We start from the raw sequence: 15166 nt of genomic DNA on the forward strand, positions 1-15166 counted from the left end.
GCGCGTAGAAAGGAGACTCTATGTCTCGGATTGCTGAGACCGCCCTCGTTTTTGAGGGCGGTGGTATGCGCGCGAGCGCCACGGCCCCGGTAGTTATCAAATTTATCGAGGCCGGCCTGGAGTTCCCGCATGTTTCGGGGATTTCGGCGGGTTCCAGTCACGTGGCGAATTACCTCAGCCGTGACCCACTGCGGGCCCGGCGTTCTTTCGTGGAATTTGGGGCGGATCCGAATATCGGAAACTGGCGGACCTTCCTCAGCGGCAAGGGCGCCTTCAACTCGGATTACATATATCTTCACACGTCGCGCCCGGGCCAGGCCCTTCCCTTCGATTTCGAGACTTTCCAGTCCACGCCCGGTGATTTCGATATCAGCGCTTTTCGTTTGAGCGACGGCGCCGCCGTGCATTGGCACCGCGGCGATATTAAGGTTCTTGACGACCTGTTGGTGCGGGTGCAGGCATCCTCAACGATGCCCGGCATCATGCCTTTCGTAACGCTCAACGGCGAGCTTTATGCCGACGGCGCGCTCGGGCCATCCGGGGGTATACCTATTGATGCTGCTGAGGCTGCTGGCTTCGAGCGCGCCGTCGTTATTATGACGAAACCGCGCGATTACGTGCGCCCAGCGCCTTCCCGAAAGGCAACTGCGCTGATCCGGGCGGCTTTCCGCAAATACCCCCACCTCATTACCGCGCTGGAGGAACGCGCCGCGAAGTACAATGCCACCCGGGCCCATCTTTTCGATCTGGAAGCGCGGGGGCGGGCCTATCTCTATTTCCCGCGCCACCGGCTGACTTCCAACCGGGAGACCAATGTGGCGAAGCTAGAAGCCTCTTTCGCGGCCGGCACCGCCCAGATCAACGAGGACTTCCCTGCGATCCTGCGCTTCCTCGGGGTTTAGCGATATCCTCGCTAAACCCCGAGCGAATCTGGCTTCGCTGGCGCATGCCGCAAAGCCAAACGCAGGGGTCTAGGTCACTCACGCTGATCTTGCCGCCGCTTTGCGTACAATGCGAAAACCAGCGGCATCACAACAACCAGCATGAGGCAGTACCCGATCAAGTCCGAGCCGTAATCGGCCATGAAAGTTGAGAACTGCGCCTTGTTCTTTAGGTATATCCAGATAAAGAACAGGCCCGACATCAGGCAGATAGACACCAGGGTAACGACGTAAACCCTCAGCCAATCTTTGCTATAAAAGAGCTTCCTCATTGAACTGCCCACCTACTCACTCCGTCGATAATCAACATTTGAAGCGTACCCCAACGCAGGAGCTTGACAATACCGATGAATGTCGGTCAGTTACGTCAATGTTCATCCGTGAAAATCTCAAGATCACAGGTAGACTCAAGAAATCTACCGCGTCGAATCGAAAGGAAAATCATGCCCAAATTAGGTATCGCGGCAATCATAGGCGCATTAGTTTTTCCATCACTGCGCCTCTACGGCTAACACTGGGCTGGAAACACCCAATAGCGTTCACGTGGTTTCCAGTGGCCACGGTAACGGAGGACAATGATTGAGTAACGATGCATCTTCCCCTTTCTAACCGCATACCCTTTACCACGGCACGACCGCTACTTTTCACCTTCGGCGCCGTCACAATAGCCGCATTTGACTTCGTCTGCGCCATACTAGGTCTTTACATTTATGATCCCCGATCCCTATTGCCGTATATCGGATTGTGCACGCTATTCGCTTTAGCCGGGTTCTTCCGAGTTTGTGAGTTCCTATTTATAGCCAGTTACATTGCCGTGAACGCATGCGATTTGGTTACCGGATTGGTCGTGCTCTGTTTTGGTGTACCCATAATACTGGTGTTATGGCTTCAACGCTCGTGGATTATTCCAGCCATCGCTGCCATGACTATTGAGGCGGCCGTAGCAATAACTATCAGTCCAACTCCCCAGCTGCAATTTTTTAGCTCACTGATCATCGCTACCCTCACCTTAACAGCTGGTTTGGCTCTACGCTGGCAAAATAACCGCCGTATTTTCGCGGAGGCCAAAAGGGAAGAAGCCTTTGAAGCCGTGAGACAAACTCGACAGGAGTTAGCACGTCAGCTGCATGACACTACGGCGAAAGACCTCGCACATATTGCGATCCTCGCTCAAGACCTCGCTATCCGACATCCTGATTTATCCGAGGAATTAGGCACCTTAGTCGAGGTTGCAACAAGTGCCTCCAAGCGTATCCGTCCGATCATCATCTCCATGGATACAACGGCAACCGAAACTCCACTGTCCACGGTGGTCACTCAAGTGTCCAATATGTTGAGTACCCGAGATATTACTTTGGAAGTCAATATCACTGGCGATATTGACACTCTAACGACGCGCCAGCAGCGCCGTACGGCGGCTTTAGCAATTCGCGAATGTGCTTCTAATATTCTTAAATACGCACCGGTCGGCTCGGAGGCAAACCTCGTCATAGAGGCAACAACGGAACCTGATCTGCTCGCACTTTCGCTAAGTAACCTAATCGATATCCGGTCATTTACTTCCGGCATGTGTAGTGGATACGGCCTGGCAAATCTCGCTAATAGAATCAGAGCCGAGGGCGGCACGATGCAATCTCGCGCAGTAGATCAGCAGTGGGTAACTTATATAACTTTGCCCGCCCACACATCTGTTACTTCAGAAGCCACGAGCATGAAAATCGAGACCCCGAAAGAATAGCGCATGGATAACATTAGAGTTCTACTCGCCGATGATGATCCTATTATCCGCGAAGGTCTTGCACGGCTACTCAATGAACAAGAGGGGCTGGTTGTGGTTGCTACCGCTGCTGACGGCGCGCAAGCTATCGATCAACTCCATGACCAAAAAGTGGATCTCGCTCTTCTGGATGTTGATATGCCAGTCATGAGTGGAATAGAAGCCGCTAAACGTATTAGCCAGGATTACTCCCACATCGTGATCGTTATGCTCACCGTATTCGAACACGAAGATTCTCTTGGTGAAGCGATCGGTGCCGGTGTACGCGGTTTTCTCACTAAGGACATCATCGCTCCGGAACTCGCTCAACTAATCCGCAAGGCCTACAGCGGACAGCAAGTCATGGCACCCCGCCCCACAGAAATCCTGATCACTTCCTACGAGAAGCTCCAGCAGAACAAGGAAGAATACGCGGACTTCGTTGCAGCAGTTGAACAACTTCCGGAGCACTTGCGGCCCGTGTTCCAATTACTTCTCCAAGCCTTGGCGAACAAGAATATTGCCCGACAAACCGGGCTATCCGAGACTACTGTGCGTTCCTATGTTTCCGATATCCTCGCCCGCACAGGGTGCGCAACGCGCGCGGAACTAGGGATCACCGCTATCAAAGCTGGAATCACAGGTTGACGACAACTCGATAGTTCGAGCAGTACGTGCAGTTTTCCTTGCGCTGGGTGTGCATTTTTCCTTGCGCTAGGCGTGCAGTTTTAACTTGCGCTTGACAGGTTATCCCCATATCTACAAATTCCGCTAAACATACCGACACTTATCGGTAGTCCGGAAGTAGCCACGCATGGTTAACTGGCATCATCCCTCAAAGGAGAGCAGCACCCGTTTTCTCACGGTGCTACCCGTCCTCCGTCGAGGGCGCATCCCCGAATATCGAGCGCAAGTTAAACCTTGTGCTCGGTACGAAACTAATAGATATGGAACCGCTCATGACTGACAAGACGAGAGCCCGCATAGCGGATATCTGCGCCGGATTGCTTGCTTTGCTTGTGGCTTTCCTGGCCAAAGAACCGGGCTGGAATATGCATAACGGCTTGATATGGTTCGCGGTCTTCGCTGCCACGTATGTCGCGCTACGCCTATCCTTCATGCTTCCCGGAATTATCCAGGGTGTTCGGCAAGCAAAACATGACTAACCTCCCTGAACAGTACGACTAGCCGTTTGCCCCAGTTCCACGATAGGAGTACCGAAAAGATGAAACTCGTGCAACGAATTATTCGCTTCGTTATCTCCATCGGCGGAGCGATGGGACTGTCCGCCTTGGTTATTTATTTCCATACTGGCAACGTGAGCTGGACTTCTTCCGGATTCCTCACCGTAGCGCCCTTATGCGGGCTATCCCTATGGCTCGGATGGGAATACACGCTCCAGAAGCGCCAAGCCTCGGATGCGCAACCCTAACCATACTGTTCCGGGAACGTAGCGAACCGGAAAACGCAGGCCGCCAGCACCACCTACTCCGAAGCGGCAACCAGCCGCCCGCTATCCATGCGCACCACCCGGTCGGCAACGGTCGCCGCTTCGGCATCATTGTGGGTCACGTAGACCGCCGTCGTGCCGGCCTTTTGCAGCACCCGGCGCAGGAATACCGCCAGGTCCTCCCGCAGGCGGGTATCGAGGGCGGAAAGCGGTTCGTCCAGGAGCAGCACCCGCGGGCGCGCCGCCAGGGAACGCGCCAGAGCCACCCGCTGGGCTTGCCCACCCGAAAGAGTCGTAACCGCCCGCTCGGCATAACCGCTCAGTTCCACCAGCTCCAGCCAGCGCTCCACCTCCGCCGCCACCTCGGCGCGCGAACGGCCCTTCTCAATCCCGTAGGCAATATTTCCGCCCACGCTGCGATTCGGGAAAAGCTGCCCGTCCTGAAAAACCATGCCGACCCCGCGCCGGTGGGTAGGAACCGCCGTCATATCAGCACCGTCGATCAGCACCTGCCCGCGCACTGCCTCCAGCCCGGCGATTCCGCGCAGTAGCGACGATTTCCCCGAACCGGAGGCCCCCAGCAGCGCCACGGTCGTACCCGACTCCACGCTAAGATTCACGCCGCGCACCGCCTCGAAACCGTCCGGGTAACGCACCGATACGTCACGAAGTTCTAACACGAAGCTTTCCTTTCTGCTGCGTTAATAACGACGACGCAGCTCCGGCAGGCGCCGCCATTTCACTCAGCGCCATCAGGCCCCCGGTGACCGTACCGAGCACCACCGCCCCGGCCATCGCGGTCCCGTAATTTTCCGCCCCGGGCCTCCCCAGGAGCTGGCCAATCAGAACCGGGAGCGTGGTGGAATCACTGGTGGCCAGGAAGGACGTAGCGCCGTATTCCCCTAAAGAAATGGCCAGGCCGAAACCGGCCGCCACCGCGAGCGCGCGGGCGGCCAGCGGCAGGTCAATACTTCTCCAGACCTGCCCCGGTCCGGCCCCCAGGGTGGCGGCGGCCTCGCGCAAGCGCGGGTCGATGGCCCGTACCACCGGGAGAATCACCCGGGCCACGAGGGGAAGGGCCACCACCGCTTGTGCCACCGGCACGAGCACCTGCGCGGACGGCACGAGCATCCGGATGGTGAGGAATAATCCGAAACCTACCGTCACCGCGGAAACCCCCAGCGGCAGCAGGGCGATCCCTTCCGCCGCCGCGCTCACCGGCCGTGGCGGAGCCCACGGAGAAGCCAACGCGAAAGCCAGCAGCGCCCCGAGGAGCAGGGCAAGAACAGCAGCGCTCAGGCCCGTCGTCAAGGAATTCCGGAGCGCATCGGAAGCCGAGACCCCCGAGAATCCGGAAGAACCGATGAGATTGCGGTAGTTCTCCAGCGTCCAAGTACCCGAACGCTGGAAGGAGCGCGCCACCAAGGTGAGAAGCGGTGCCCCGATCAGGAAAATAACGGTTGTGCCGCTAATGAGCAGCGCCGGAATATCACTCCGGCTCACCTTCCTCCGGGCAGCCGGGCGCAGGCGCAAGGCCGCCGAGGTACGCCGGGTGGCCCGGGCCGCCACCGCGGTGGCAATCCCGACGATCACCACTTGCAGCAGCGAGAGCACCGCCGCGGCCCGTAAATCAAGGAAGGTGGTGGTCTGCACCCAGATTTCAGTTTCGAGGGTCCCGTAGCCAGGTGCACCTAAGGTTTGCACGATTCCGAACGACGTCGAACAAAATAAAAAGACAATAGCCGCACCGGAGGTAATAGCCGGGGCCAATTCCACAAGGGTGACGGTACGGAAAGCGCGCCACGGGGAGGCGCCGAGGGTGCGGGCCGCCTCGGCGTGCGGGGGAAGCGCCGCCCACAGCGGCCCCACCGTCCGGGAAATCACCGCGGTATTGAAGAAAACCATGGCCGCGACCACCGCCCACGGGCTGGAATCCCAGCCGAGGAAACCGTAGGGGCCATCCGCGCGCAACAGCGCCCGGAACGCGGTACCCACCACCACGGTGGGGAGCACGAAAGGCACCACCACGAAGGCTCGCACCACTCGCACTCCGGGCAGGCGCAGCCGGTAAAGCACATAGGCGAGGGGAAGCCCGAGTATCACCGAGCATCCGGTGCTGGCCGCTGCCATCCACAGGGTTTGCCCGGCAACTTTCCAGGTGCGCGGGCGGGTGAGCTCGGCGGCGAAACCCGCGGTATCTACCCCGGCCGGCGTGACGAGCCCGCGCGCGAGCATCGCCACCACCGGCCACAGGAAGAACACCGCGAGGAAAAATAGCGGGACCGCGAGCGCGAGGGCCACCACCAGGGAAGCTCCGCGCGGGCGCGGGATACGGAATGCGTTACTCACATTCCCGCGGTATCACGCCAGGCGCGGATCCATTCGGCGCGCTGGGCACCCACTTCTTTAGCGTCCAGCACGATGGGATCCTTGACGCGCGGGGCGTGCTGCTGCCAGCTCGCGGGCAGCTCCACATCGGCCACCGGGTACACGTACATCGACTCCGGGATAGCTTTCTGCACATCCTCGGAAAGCAGGAAGTCGATAAAAGCCTGCGCGCCTTCCGGGTTCTCTGCCCCACGCAGCACCCCGGCGTATTCCACCTGGCGCACGCAGGTCGATTCGATCACGCCGGTGCGCCCGTTTTCAGCGGCCGGGGAGGAAGAATAGGAAACCACCAGGGGGTAGTTTCCCTTCCCTTCCGAACCGGAAAAATCAGTGTAGTAGGCATCCGTCCACGAACCGGAAATGCGGGTGCCAGCCCCGAGCAGCTGGCCCCACAGCTGGGAAAGCCCCTCCGTTCCCCCGGCAACGTGGGCGGTGGCGGCCAGGAAAGCCAGGCCGGGTGAGGAAAGCGCGGGATTTTCCACCGCGAGCAGCCCGGCGTATTCAGGGCGGGAAAGATCCGCGAAACTCAGGGGCGGAATCATATTTTTCTGGGTGAACCACTCGCGATCGTAATTCACGCAGACTTCGCCCTGGTCGATGGGATTGAGTTTCCCTTCCAGGGCAGTCACTCCCGCGGGGAGCTTCGGGGAAGAATAATCGGCGATGGTATTACCGTCCAGCGCCTGGTAGGCGGTATAGGTATCCACCCCGAACACCATATCCGCGCCGGGCTTGCCATCCGCCAAGACCAATTGGTTAACAACCTGACCGGTATCCCCGGGTGCCGATTTCACGATGGTGTACCCGGATTCTTTCTCAAAGCGGGCGATGAGCTCATCGGGCAGATTGAATGATTCGTGGCTGACCACCCGGACGGTGGTGGGCTGATCGCTCGCTGCCGGAGAGGCGGCGTCGTCGTTCTTTGAGCAGCCGGCCAGGGCCAGTGCCGCAACCATCGCGGCGGCCGCAAGAACGCGGGCGCCGTGCCTATTTTTCTGGACCATGCATCCTCCTCAGGATATAAGGAGGGTCTCCGCGGTGCGGAGGAGAGATCTCGACTCCCTTCGCCGGTACTAACCGGAGCAGGTTCGAGGGTCTGCGTGCCGCGTGCCGGCCGCACTCTCAGCGCTGCTGCGCTCCCCTGTCGTGCGGTCCAGTCTAGTACGGAGGTCCCGTATTTTCACGCCTGCGGTCCCGAGCCAGAACCGGATCGGCGCCGCGCGAAGGCGAGGCACGGCCGCGCGAACCTTAGGCCCGGGCGCGTGCCTGCGAATCGATCACTTCGCCCTTGCCGTACCATTTCGCGGCCTGACGCTGGGTCAGCTGGGAAACGGCCGCGGCCACCCCGGCAGACACCACCGCGAAAATCACCGCGTCCACGAGCGGCGCGTTCGGATCCTCCGAATCGGGAATCTCCCGCCCGGAAATGCCCTTCCACACCACGTCCACGATTTTATTGGCGACGATCCCCGAGAGCACTCCCACGCCCGCGCTCACAACTTTCCAACCGATATCCATAACGTCCCTTTCTTCGCGCGGCGCGGCCCCGGCCAGACGCGGCCAGGAGGCCCGGCGCCGCCCGCAATGGTTAGTGCGTGGAGGTGTTCCCCCGCGCGGAATTCTTGTCCTGTCCAGAACTATTATGACTCAGCCCACGCCCGAAGCGCAGGTCCTCACGCAATTCGTCCACGACCATGGCATCCGAATCGATGCGGCCGGTGCGGTACCCGGCGCGCGAGAGCATATGCGCGGAGATGGGCGAGGTGATGAGCTGGCAGCCGATCACGAGGAGCAGCGTCCACGTCATTGACGGGTCACGCACCAGGCAGGCCGCGCCCAGACAGCCCATGATCAGAGAGAGGACCTGCGGTTTTGTGGCCACGTGCAGGCGGGTCATGAGGTCCGGGTAGCGGAACATCCCGATGGCGGCCACGAAAGTGAGGGTGGCGCTGGCCAGCATGAGCGCAGCGCCGATAATATCCCAGGGGCTCACGGCCGGGCTCCTTCCTGTTCGGTATCGCGATCCGGATCGTGAGCGGGGCTTTCGTCTTCTTCTTCGTCGGTTGTTTCGCGTTCGTTCGCCTTTTCGAGGCGCCGCATTTCCTTCGGGTCGTTTTGGTCCACGGGCCGAATGAAGCGTGCCACGGCCACGGATCCGAGGAAACCAACAATGGCGACGACGACGAATACCGCCAGCAAATCCGCTCGCCGGGTCACCGCCGCGAGCAGGCAGAGCGCCCCCACCATAATCGAGGTGATAACATCGAGCGCCCCCACCCGGTCGAGGACCGTGGGGCCTTTGACGATGCGAACTGTCACCAGCAGCGCGGAGATGGTCAGCAGCACCCCGCAGATCACCATCACAATAATCACCGTTCACCTCCGGAACTATCGGGAGCGAAGGGAACGGGCAAACGCCCGGCCTTGGGGCTGGACCCGGGCACGAATCCGGCCTGCACCAGCTCGCTGCGGGAGGCGAAGGCGCGCAGCACCCGCTCTTCCAAATCGAGTACCGATTGGTGCGCGGCGCTCACTCCCCCGGCCATGCCCACGTCGAATACATGCACGTAGAGTGTGCCCGTGGCGGCATCGGTATCGATGACGAGCGAACCGGGCACCAGGGTGGACATCCCGGCGGTAATCGCAAGATAAGCATCGGAGTGGGAGCGCAACCGCACGCGGATCACCGCGCCGCGCGGGGTGGCACGCCGCAGAATAAACCAGGCTTGCTGCCAGGAGGCATGCACGAGGTCACGCACAAAAATCGCAACCAGCCGGATCACACCCCAGATGCGGAACCTCCCGTCGAAGGAGGCGGTAGGGAACGGCGCCACTTCGGTCACGAGGAGGGCGAGGGCAAAACCGGCCACAATATTGGCGGCGCTCACCTGCCCCCACAGCAGCACCCACACAATGGTCAGCCACACCAGCACCCCCAGGGAGGCGCTCGGGAAACGGCCTTCGCGCCGGGTGACCAGGCGGATTGCTTCACTATCGCGACTCATTGCTCACCTCCGGAAACTGTGGGAACGGGCGTGGGTGCGGGACCTTGCGCGGGAACCGCCGCGGGTGTGGGGAACGACGGCGCACCGCTCGGCACCGGTGCACCGGTCGGCACTAGCGTGGCCGCGGGTGTGGGACTCGGGGAGCGCAGCAGGCGCGGGCTTTCCTTCGGTTCGGGAGTTTGGGTGAAGGTGCCGGTATCCGGGGTGGAATCCTCGTGGGGTACCACGGTTTCTTCATCCACCTCCGGGGAAATCCCGGTACCGCGATCCCAATCGGGAAGCACCGCGCTGATATAGGGAGTGCGGGCTTCCAGCTCGGCGGCGGCGCCGTCGGTAAACGAGCGCAACGGCGCGGCCGCGAAGGTAATACCGAGCATGACCGCGATGAGCCCGGAGGCGGAAATGACCATGCCGCTCGGGTAGGTGGTGGAGGGCAGTTCCGCCGGAGCTTCCTGCCAGAAAGCCATATTCCAGGCGCGAATCACGGCGTAAAGCGTGAGGAGCGAGGTGACCAGGCCGGCCGCGATAAGCACCCAGTCAATCGGGGTTCCGCGCGCGGCACTCGCTTCCAGCAACCCCACTTTGCCGAGGAATCCGGATAGCGGCGGAATACCGCCCAGGGAAAGCGCGGGAAGGAAGTAGAGAATCGCAACCACGGGGGCCGCTCGCATAATGGAGCCGAGCCGCACGAGCGACGTCGTTCCTGCCACCCAACCGATGAGGCCCACCACCAAGAAGAGCGCGGTTTGCACCACGATGTGGTGCACGGCGTAGAAAATCGTGGAGGACAGCCCGGCTTCGGTGGAGATGGCGATGCCCCAAATGAGGTAGCCGATATGGCTGACCAGGGTGAAGGAAAGCAGACGTTTAATATTTTCCTGCGCGATCGCGCCGAGGATACCGATGAGCATGGTGGCCACCGCGAAGCCGGCGAGGATATCGTCCAGGCGCCCGCCTGGGAAGAGCAGCACCTGGGTGCGGATAATCGCGTACACGCCCACTTTGGTGAGCAGGCCGGCGAATACCGCCGTGACCGGGCCGGATGCGGTGGGATAGGAGTCGGGTAGCCAGGCGGCCAGCGGGAAAATCGCGGCTTTCAGGCCGAAGGCCACGAGGAAGAGGATCTGGAGGACCATGCGCATTCCCGGATCCACCTGCGGGAGTTTAACGGCCAGGTCGGCCAGGTTCACGCTACCCACCGCGGCGTAGGTGAGGCCGAGCGCGGTGAGGAAGATGAGGGAGGAGACCATGGAGACGATCACGTAAACCGAGCCGGAGCGCATGCGTTCGGCCGTGCCGCCCATGGTGAGGAGCACGAAGGAGGCGGCCAGCAGGATCTCAAAGCCGACGTACATATTGAACAGATCGCCGGTGAGGAAGGCATCGGAGACCCCGGCGGAGAGAATCATGAAGGCCGGGTAGTACACCGAGGTGGGGGCGCCGCGTTCACCATCTGCCACGCCCTGGAAAACCGAATACACCAGCACGATGAGGGTCACCGTGACCGAAGTGGTGAGCATAATGGTGGAGAGTCGATCAGCCACCAGGGAAATGCCCACGGGCGCCGCCCAATTGCCCACGTCCAGGGTGATGGGGCCGCGCGCGGAAACGAAGAGCAGAATGACCGCCACCACGAGGACGATGGAGAGCATCCCCACCGCGGTCCAGGCCTGCACGCGGCGCCGGCGCGGAATTGCCAGGAGCACCCCGGCGGCCAGCAGGGGCAGCACAATGGGAACGGCCAGCAGCCAGGAAATCATCGCCGCGCACCTCCCGTAGTGCCGTTACGTCCGGCGTTACCGGTGCCGCGCGGATTTCCATTGCCGCGCGGGTGCCCGTTATGCCCCGAGTTCCTACCGTTCGCGCCGTTCAGGCCGTTCCCCAGCGAGCCGTCCACACCGTGGGTGGCATTCGGATTGGCCACGTAGCGGTGCCGGCGGCGCTTGGGATGCCGGCGGTTCCAGCGGCCCAGGCGCCCGAAACGCGGGGCCGGGGTATCGGTTTCGTCGCGGAATTCCGCGGAGGTTTCCTGCAAGTCTGTTCCCACTTCGGATCGCTGGCTGCTTTCTTCCAGTTGCTGACGTACGGCGACGGCGCGATCCTCCACGTCGTCACGCACTTCGTCGTCATCGCGCAGCTGCCAGGTGCGGTAGGCCATGGCCAGCAGGAAGCCGGTGGTGGCCAAGGTAATCACGATGGCGGTGAGCATCATGGCCATGACCAGCGGATCCGCCCACAGGTCCGGCGAGCCGTTGCCGATAAAGGGCGGGTTGCCGGTGCGGCCGCCGGCGATGAGGAAAAGAATATTGACGCCGTTGGAAAGGCACCCCAGCCCGAGGATGACCCGCGAGAGCGAGCGCTCCAAAATAAGGTAGACGCCTACCGCAACGAAAACCCCGCACATGAGGATGAGGGCGAGAGATACGCTCATTGCTGCTCTCCTTCCGTTGCGGCATCGCGCTGTTCGGCGGCCATAGCCAGGCGCTCGGCTTCCTGTTGCGGGGAGGTGCGCTCGCTGAGGCCGGCCTGGGATTCCATTTCTTCGCGCAGGTTCTGGCGGGCGTCATGGGAGGGTTCGATGCGAATATCGGCGTCCCACACACCTTCTTCCATTTCCCCGTGCCGGTCAATTTCCGCGCCGAGGGACCGCAGAATTTCGGCTACCAGACCAACAACCGCGATATAGACGCCGGTGTCAAAGATGAGCGCCGTCGTAAAATGAACGTCCCCAAAAATCGGAAGTACCATATCGATTTTCGCGGTTTGCAGCGGGCTGCCACCCAACAGGATCGGGGCGAGCGAGGAAAGAGTGGCCAGGCCCAGCCCGGTTCCCAGCAGGTGGGCGGGGAGGATGGGGAGGGTGGCGCCGAGTTCGAAACGCCCGCCGGCCAGGTAGCGCAAGGTCAGCGCGATGCCGGCGAGCAGCCCGCCGGCGAAGCCGCCGCCCGGCATATTGTGCCCGGCGAAGAGGAAGAAGAGCGAAATAATAAGGATGGTGTGGAAAACCAGGCGGGTGCCGATTTGCAGCATCATCGGGCGGGAGGCCACGCCCGGGCGGTTCGCGGAGGCGAGCCAGACCCGATTGCGCCCCGAACGCCGCGCTTCTTCTTCCGCGCGCACCGAGTTGCGCACGTATTCCGCCGGGTCCTCGCCCAGGCGGCGCCAGCGTTGCGCCCGTTCACTTTTCGCGCCGAGGATATTGCGTAGCCGGTCCGTGCCGCCGAAACGGTCACGTACGAAGAGGAGGGAGGCGATGCCGACGGCGCAGACCACCAGCACGGAGGTCTCGCCCATGGTGTCCCACGCCCGGATATCCACGAGGGTGACATTGACGATATTGCGCCCGTACCCGAAGCGGAAACCTTCGTCGGCGAAGAGCTCCGAGATCGGGGCGTGGGTGCGCACCCCGGCAGCCAGGTAGGCGAGCCCCGCGAAAAGCAACCCCATGATGGCCGCGAAAACAATGCGGAAGCGCTGGGTGCCTTTGGTACGGCGGGAAGAGAAATAGGAGGGCAGGCGGCGCAGCACCAGCACGAAGACCACGAGCGTAAGGGTTTCGGAAAGCACCTGGGTGAGAGCCAAGTCCGGCGCCCCGTAGATCTCGTAGGTGAGGGCCACGGCATAGCCGCCGATTCCCATGAGGATCACGGCTTTGAGGCGGTGGCGGGAAGCCGCGGCAAGCAGCACGCCCAGGCAGCCAACCACGGCCACCGCGGCCTGCGCCCAGCTATCGAAGAGCCGCGGCACCACCAGGGTGCCGACCGGGTTGGTGAGCAGGGCGATTCCCACGGTGATGAGCAGGAACCAGAAAATGGTGAGGAGGTAGGTGGGAAGCGAACCGGATTGGGTGCGGGCGGTGACGGTCATGGAGAAACGCTCGGTGCCCGAAACGATGCGCTGGTAGGCTTCCTCGGCGCTGGTGCGGATAGCGTGGCGCTGGGTGAAGGCGGAAATGCGGTGGCGCTGCCAGAAGAGGAGGCAGCCGGACGCGAGGATCGCGAGGGTCACCAGGAAGGGCCCGTTGAAGCCGGACCACAGGTGCAGGTGGCCCTGGTAGGGGGCCAGTACCGGGTATTGGGCCAGGTACTGCTCCAGGAAGGTGCTGATGGGCGTGGTTGCGAGCCCGGCCACCAGGCCCGCCGTCGCCAAAATACCCACGGGCCAGATCATCACCGCGGAAACGTCACGCACCTCGGTATCTTCCACACGCGGTTTGCGCATGAACGCACCCCACCAAAAACGCAGGCCGTAAGCCACCGTGACCGCCGAACCCACCGCGATGAGCACGAGCACCGCAATATCGGTGGCGCTCCCGCCCCACAGTGCACCGAGCGCACCTTCTTTGGCCACGAAGGCAGCGAAGGGAGGGAAGCCCATCATGGAGGCATCCGCCATCCCGGCGAAAGTGGCAACCGCGGGCATATTGCGGCCCACATTGGATAGTTCGCGCAGGTCACGGGTACCGGTGCACACGTCCACGATGCCCACGGAAAGGAAGAGCGCGGATTTGAAGAGGGAGTGGGCCAGCAGCAGCATGAGCCCGGCCAGCAACATCGCCGAATCCCCGTAACCGACGAAAAGGATAATGAGCCCGAGCTGAGAAACCGTGCCGAAAGCGGTGACCAGTTTGATATCGGTTTGTTTGAGGGCCCGGTAGCCGCCCAGCAGCACCGTGTACGAGGCGAGGATAATCACCATCCAGTGCCAGGCCGGGTTATGCGCGAAACCGGGGGCCAGGCGCGCCACCAGGTACACCCCGGCTTTGACCATCGCGGCGGCGTGCAGGTAGGCGGAGACCGGCGTAGGCGCGGCCATGGCGGCCGGCAGCCAGAAATGGAAAGGCACGAGGGCGGATTTGGAGAACGCCCCGATAAGTACAAGTACGACGGCGCTCGTAAGCAGCGCGGAATTCCCCGGGGAGATTGTTGCTTCGTGGGAGGCCACCACGAGCTCGTGCAGCGAGAAAGAGCCCCCGGGCATAACGCCCAGCATGGTGATTCCGCCCAGCATGGCCAGCCCTCCGGCCGTGGTCACAATAATGGCCTGGAAGGCAGCGCGCCGCGAGGATTGGCGGTCGGAGTAGTGGCCGATGAGGAGGAAGGAAAAGACGGTGGTGAGTTCCCAGTAAATATAGAGGGCGATGGTGTTATCCGTGGTGACCAGGCCGAGCATGGCGCCGGCGAAAGCCACGAAGATCGCGCCGAAGCGGCCCAGGTAGGAGGCATCGCGTTTGAAATACCGCGCCGAGTAGAAGAGCACGGCAGCGCCCACGCCGGTGGCGATGAGGGCGAGGAGCAGACCGAGGGCATCGATGCGGATATCGAGGTCCATGCCGAGCTGAGGCACCCAGGTGAGGGACTGCTGGTAGACATCACCGCGGAGGATGCGGGGAATGAGGCTGAGGAGCCAGAGGAAGGTGCCGGCCGGGAGGAGGGCGAGGATCGCGAAGCCGAAACGCCCGCGCTGCATCACGAGCGGTGCACACAGCGCCCCCACCACAAATAGCAGGAGCACATATGCCACGGCAGCCTCCGTCCTTTCGACCTTTGCCATGCACGCGGGGTGCGCTACGTGCTCTACGTGCGCAGCGTGCCGAACATACGCCACTGAGCCCCTCCGCGGCTGA

The 15166-nt window shown here is 61.9% G+C and carries 16 protein-coding genes and 1 riboswitch; of the genes, 5 read left to right on the plus strand and 11 right to left on the minus strand.

Translation table 11 applies throughout. The features are described from left to right. Positions 1-20 precede the first annotated feature (20 nt). Complete coding sequence (locus tag ACRQFC_RS00835) at positions 21-902, plus strand: patatin-like phospholipase family protein (protein ID WP_284901465.1); 882 nt, start codon at positions 21-23, stop codon at positions 900-902. Positions 903-976: 74 nt separating this feature from the next. Here the strand turns inward: ACRQFC_RS00835 and ACRQFC_RS00840 are convergent, their stop codons facing one another. Continuing rightward, entirely contained in the window at positions 977-1213 is a 237-nt protein-coding gene (locus ACRQFC_RS00840; protein ID WP_284901466.1) for a hypothetical protein, read from the minus strand. Positions 1214-1755: 542 nt separating this feature from the next. On the opposite strand from ACRQFC_RS00840, the gene ACRQFC_RS00845 reads away from it, so the two are divergent. The 4 genes from ACRQFC_RS00845 to ACRQFC_RS00860 all read left to right on the plus strand — a co-directional run bounded on the left by ACRQFC_RS00845 (position 1756) and on the right by ACRQFC_RS00860 (position 4129). Next, the gene (locus tag ACRQFC_RS00845) at positions 1756-2679 is read left to right on the plus strand and encodes a sensor histidine kinase (RefSeq protein ID WP_284901467.1); all 924 of its coding nucleotides are present in this window, start codon (positions 1756-1758) and stop codon (positions 2677-2679) included. A gap of 3 nt (positions 2680-2682) precedes the next feature. Continuing rightward, on the plus strand, positions 2683-3345 hold the full coding sequence (locus ACRQFC_RS00850) for a response regulator (protein WP_435731091.1): 663 nt from the start codon (positions 2683-2685) through the stop codon (positions 3343-3345). Between the two features lie 311 nt (positions 3346-3656). Continuing rightward, positions 3657-3863, plus strand: coding sequence for a hypothetical protein (locus tag ACRQFC_RS00855; protein WP_284901541.1), 207 nt, complete (start codon positions 3657-3659; stop codon positions 3861-3863). A gap of 59 nt (positions 3864-3922) precedes the next feature. Beyond that, positions 3923-4129 (plus strand): hypothetical protein, encoded by a 207-nt coding sequence (locus ACRQFC_RS00860; protein ID WP_284901540.1) that lies wholly within the window; start codon positions 3923-3925, stop codon positions 4127-4129. Positions 4130-4182: 53 nt separating this feature from the next. On the opposite strand, the gene ACRQFC_RS00865 is transcribed toward ACRQFC_RS00860, so the two are convergent. The 10 genes from ACRQFC_RS00865 to ACRQFC_RS00910 form a co-directional block, all read right to left on the minus strand. After that, the gene (locus ACRQFC_RS00865) at positions 4183-4827 is read right to left on the minus strand and encodes an ABC transporter ATP-binding protein (protein ID WP_284901538.1); all 645 of its coding nucleotides are present in this window, start codon (positions 4825-4827) and stop codon (positions 4183-4185) included. Continuing rightward, complete coding sequence (locus ACRQFC_RS00870) at positions 4811-6496, minus strand: ABC transporter permease (RefSeq protein WP_284901536.1); 1686 nt, start codon at positions 6494-6496, stop codon at positions 4811-4813. Before ACRQFC_RS00870 ends, ACRQFC_RS00865 begins: the two co-directional genes overlap by 17 nt. Next, positions 6493-7539: a thiamine ABC transporter substrate-binding protein gene (locus tag ACRQFC_RS00875; RefSeq protein WP_320753981.1), complete on the minus strand. Its 1047-nt coding sequence runs from the start codon at positions 7537-7539 to the stop codon at positions 6493-6495. Before ACRQFC_RS00875 ends, ACRQFC_RS00870 begins: the two co-directional genes overlap by 4 nt. A gap of 38 nt (positions 7540-7577) precedes the next feature. Beyond that, a riboswitch (TPP riboswitch) is annotated at positions 7578-7688 on the minus strand. 95 nt (positions 7689-7783) lie between these two features. Continuing rightward, positions 7784-8053, minus strand: a complete 270-nt coding sequence (locus ACRQFC_RS00880; RefSeq protein WP_016441870.1) for a DUF4235 domain-containing protein — start codon at positions 8051-8053, stop codon at positions 7784-7786. Positions 8054-8123: 70 nt separating this feature from the next. After that, positions 8124-8528 carry a monovalent cation/H(+) antiporter subunit G gene (gene mnhG / locus ACRQFC_RS00885; RefSeq protein WP_284901413.1) on the minus strand — a complete coding sequence of 135 codons (405 nt, stop codon included), beginning with the start codon at positions 8526-8528 and terminating at the stop codon, positions 8124-8126. Then, entirely contained in the window at positions 8525-8908 is a 384-nt protein-coding gene (locus ACRQFC_RS00890) for an MrpF/PhaF family protein (protein WP_035276729.1), read from the minus strand. The genes mnhG and ACRQFC_RS00890 overlap by 4 nt, the downstream gene beginning before the upstream one ends. After that, positions 8905-9540 carry a Na+/H+ antiporter subunit E gene (locus tag ACRQFC_RS00895; RefSeq protein WP_087069996.1) on the minus strand — a complete coding sequence of 212 codons (636 nt, stop codon included), beginning with the start codon at positions 9538-9540 and terminating at the stop codon, positions 8905-8907. Before ACRQFC_RS00895 ends, ACRQFC_RS00890 begins: the two co-directional genes overlap by 4 nt. After that, complete coding sequence (locus ACRQFC_RS00900; RefSeq protein WP_284901410.1) at positions 9537-11300, minus strand: Na+/H+ antiporter subunit D; 1764 nt, start codon at positions 11298-11300, stop codon at positions 9537-9539. Before ACRQFC_RS00900 ends, ACRQFC_RS00895 begins: the two co-directional genes overlap by 4 nt. Then, the gene (locus ACRQFC_RS00905) at positions 11297-11971 is read right to left on the minus strand and encodes a Na(+)/H(+) antiporter subunit C (protein ID WP_284901408.1); all 675 of its coding nucleotides are present in this window, start codon (positions 11969-11971) and stop codon (positions 11297-11299) included. Before ACRQFC_RS00905 ends, ACRQFC_RS00900 begins: the two co-directional genes overlap by 4 nt. Beyond that, positions 11968-15063: a Na+/H+ antiporter subunit A gene (locus ACRQFC_RS00910; protein WP_435731090.1), complete on the minus strand. Its 3096-nt coding sequence runs from the start codon at positions 15061-15063 to the stop codon at positions 11968-11970. Before ACRQFC_RS00910 ends, ACRQFC_RS00905 begins: the two co-directional genes overlap by 4 nt. Positions 15064-15166: the final 103 nt, after the last annotated feature.

It is taken from the genome of Actinotignum inguinis (assembly GCF_051265835.1).
Lineage (GTDB): Bacteria > Actinomycetota > Actinomycetes > Actinomycetales > Actinomycetaceae > Actinotignum > Actinotignum timonense.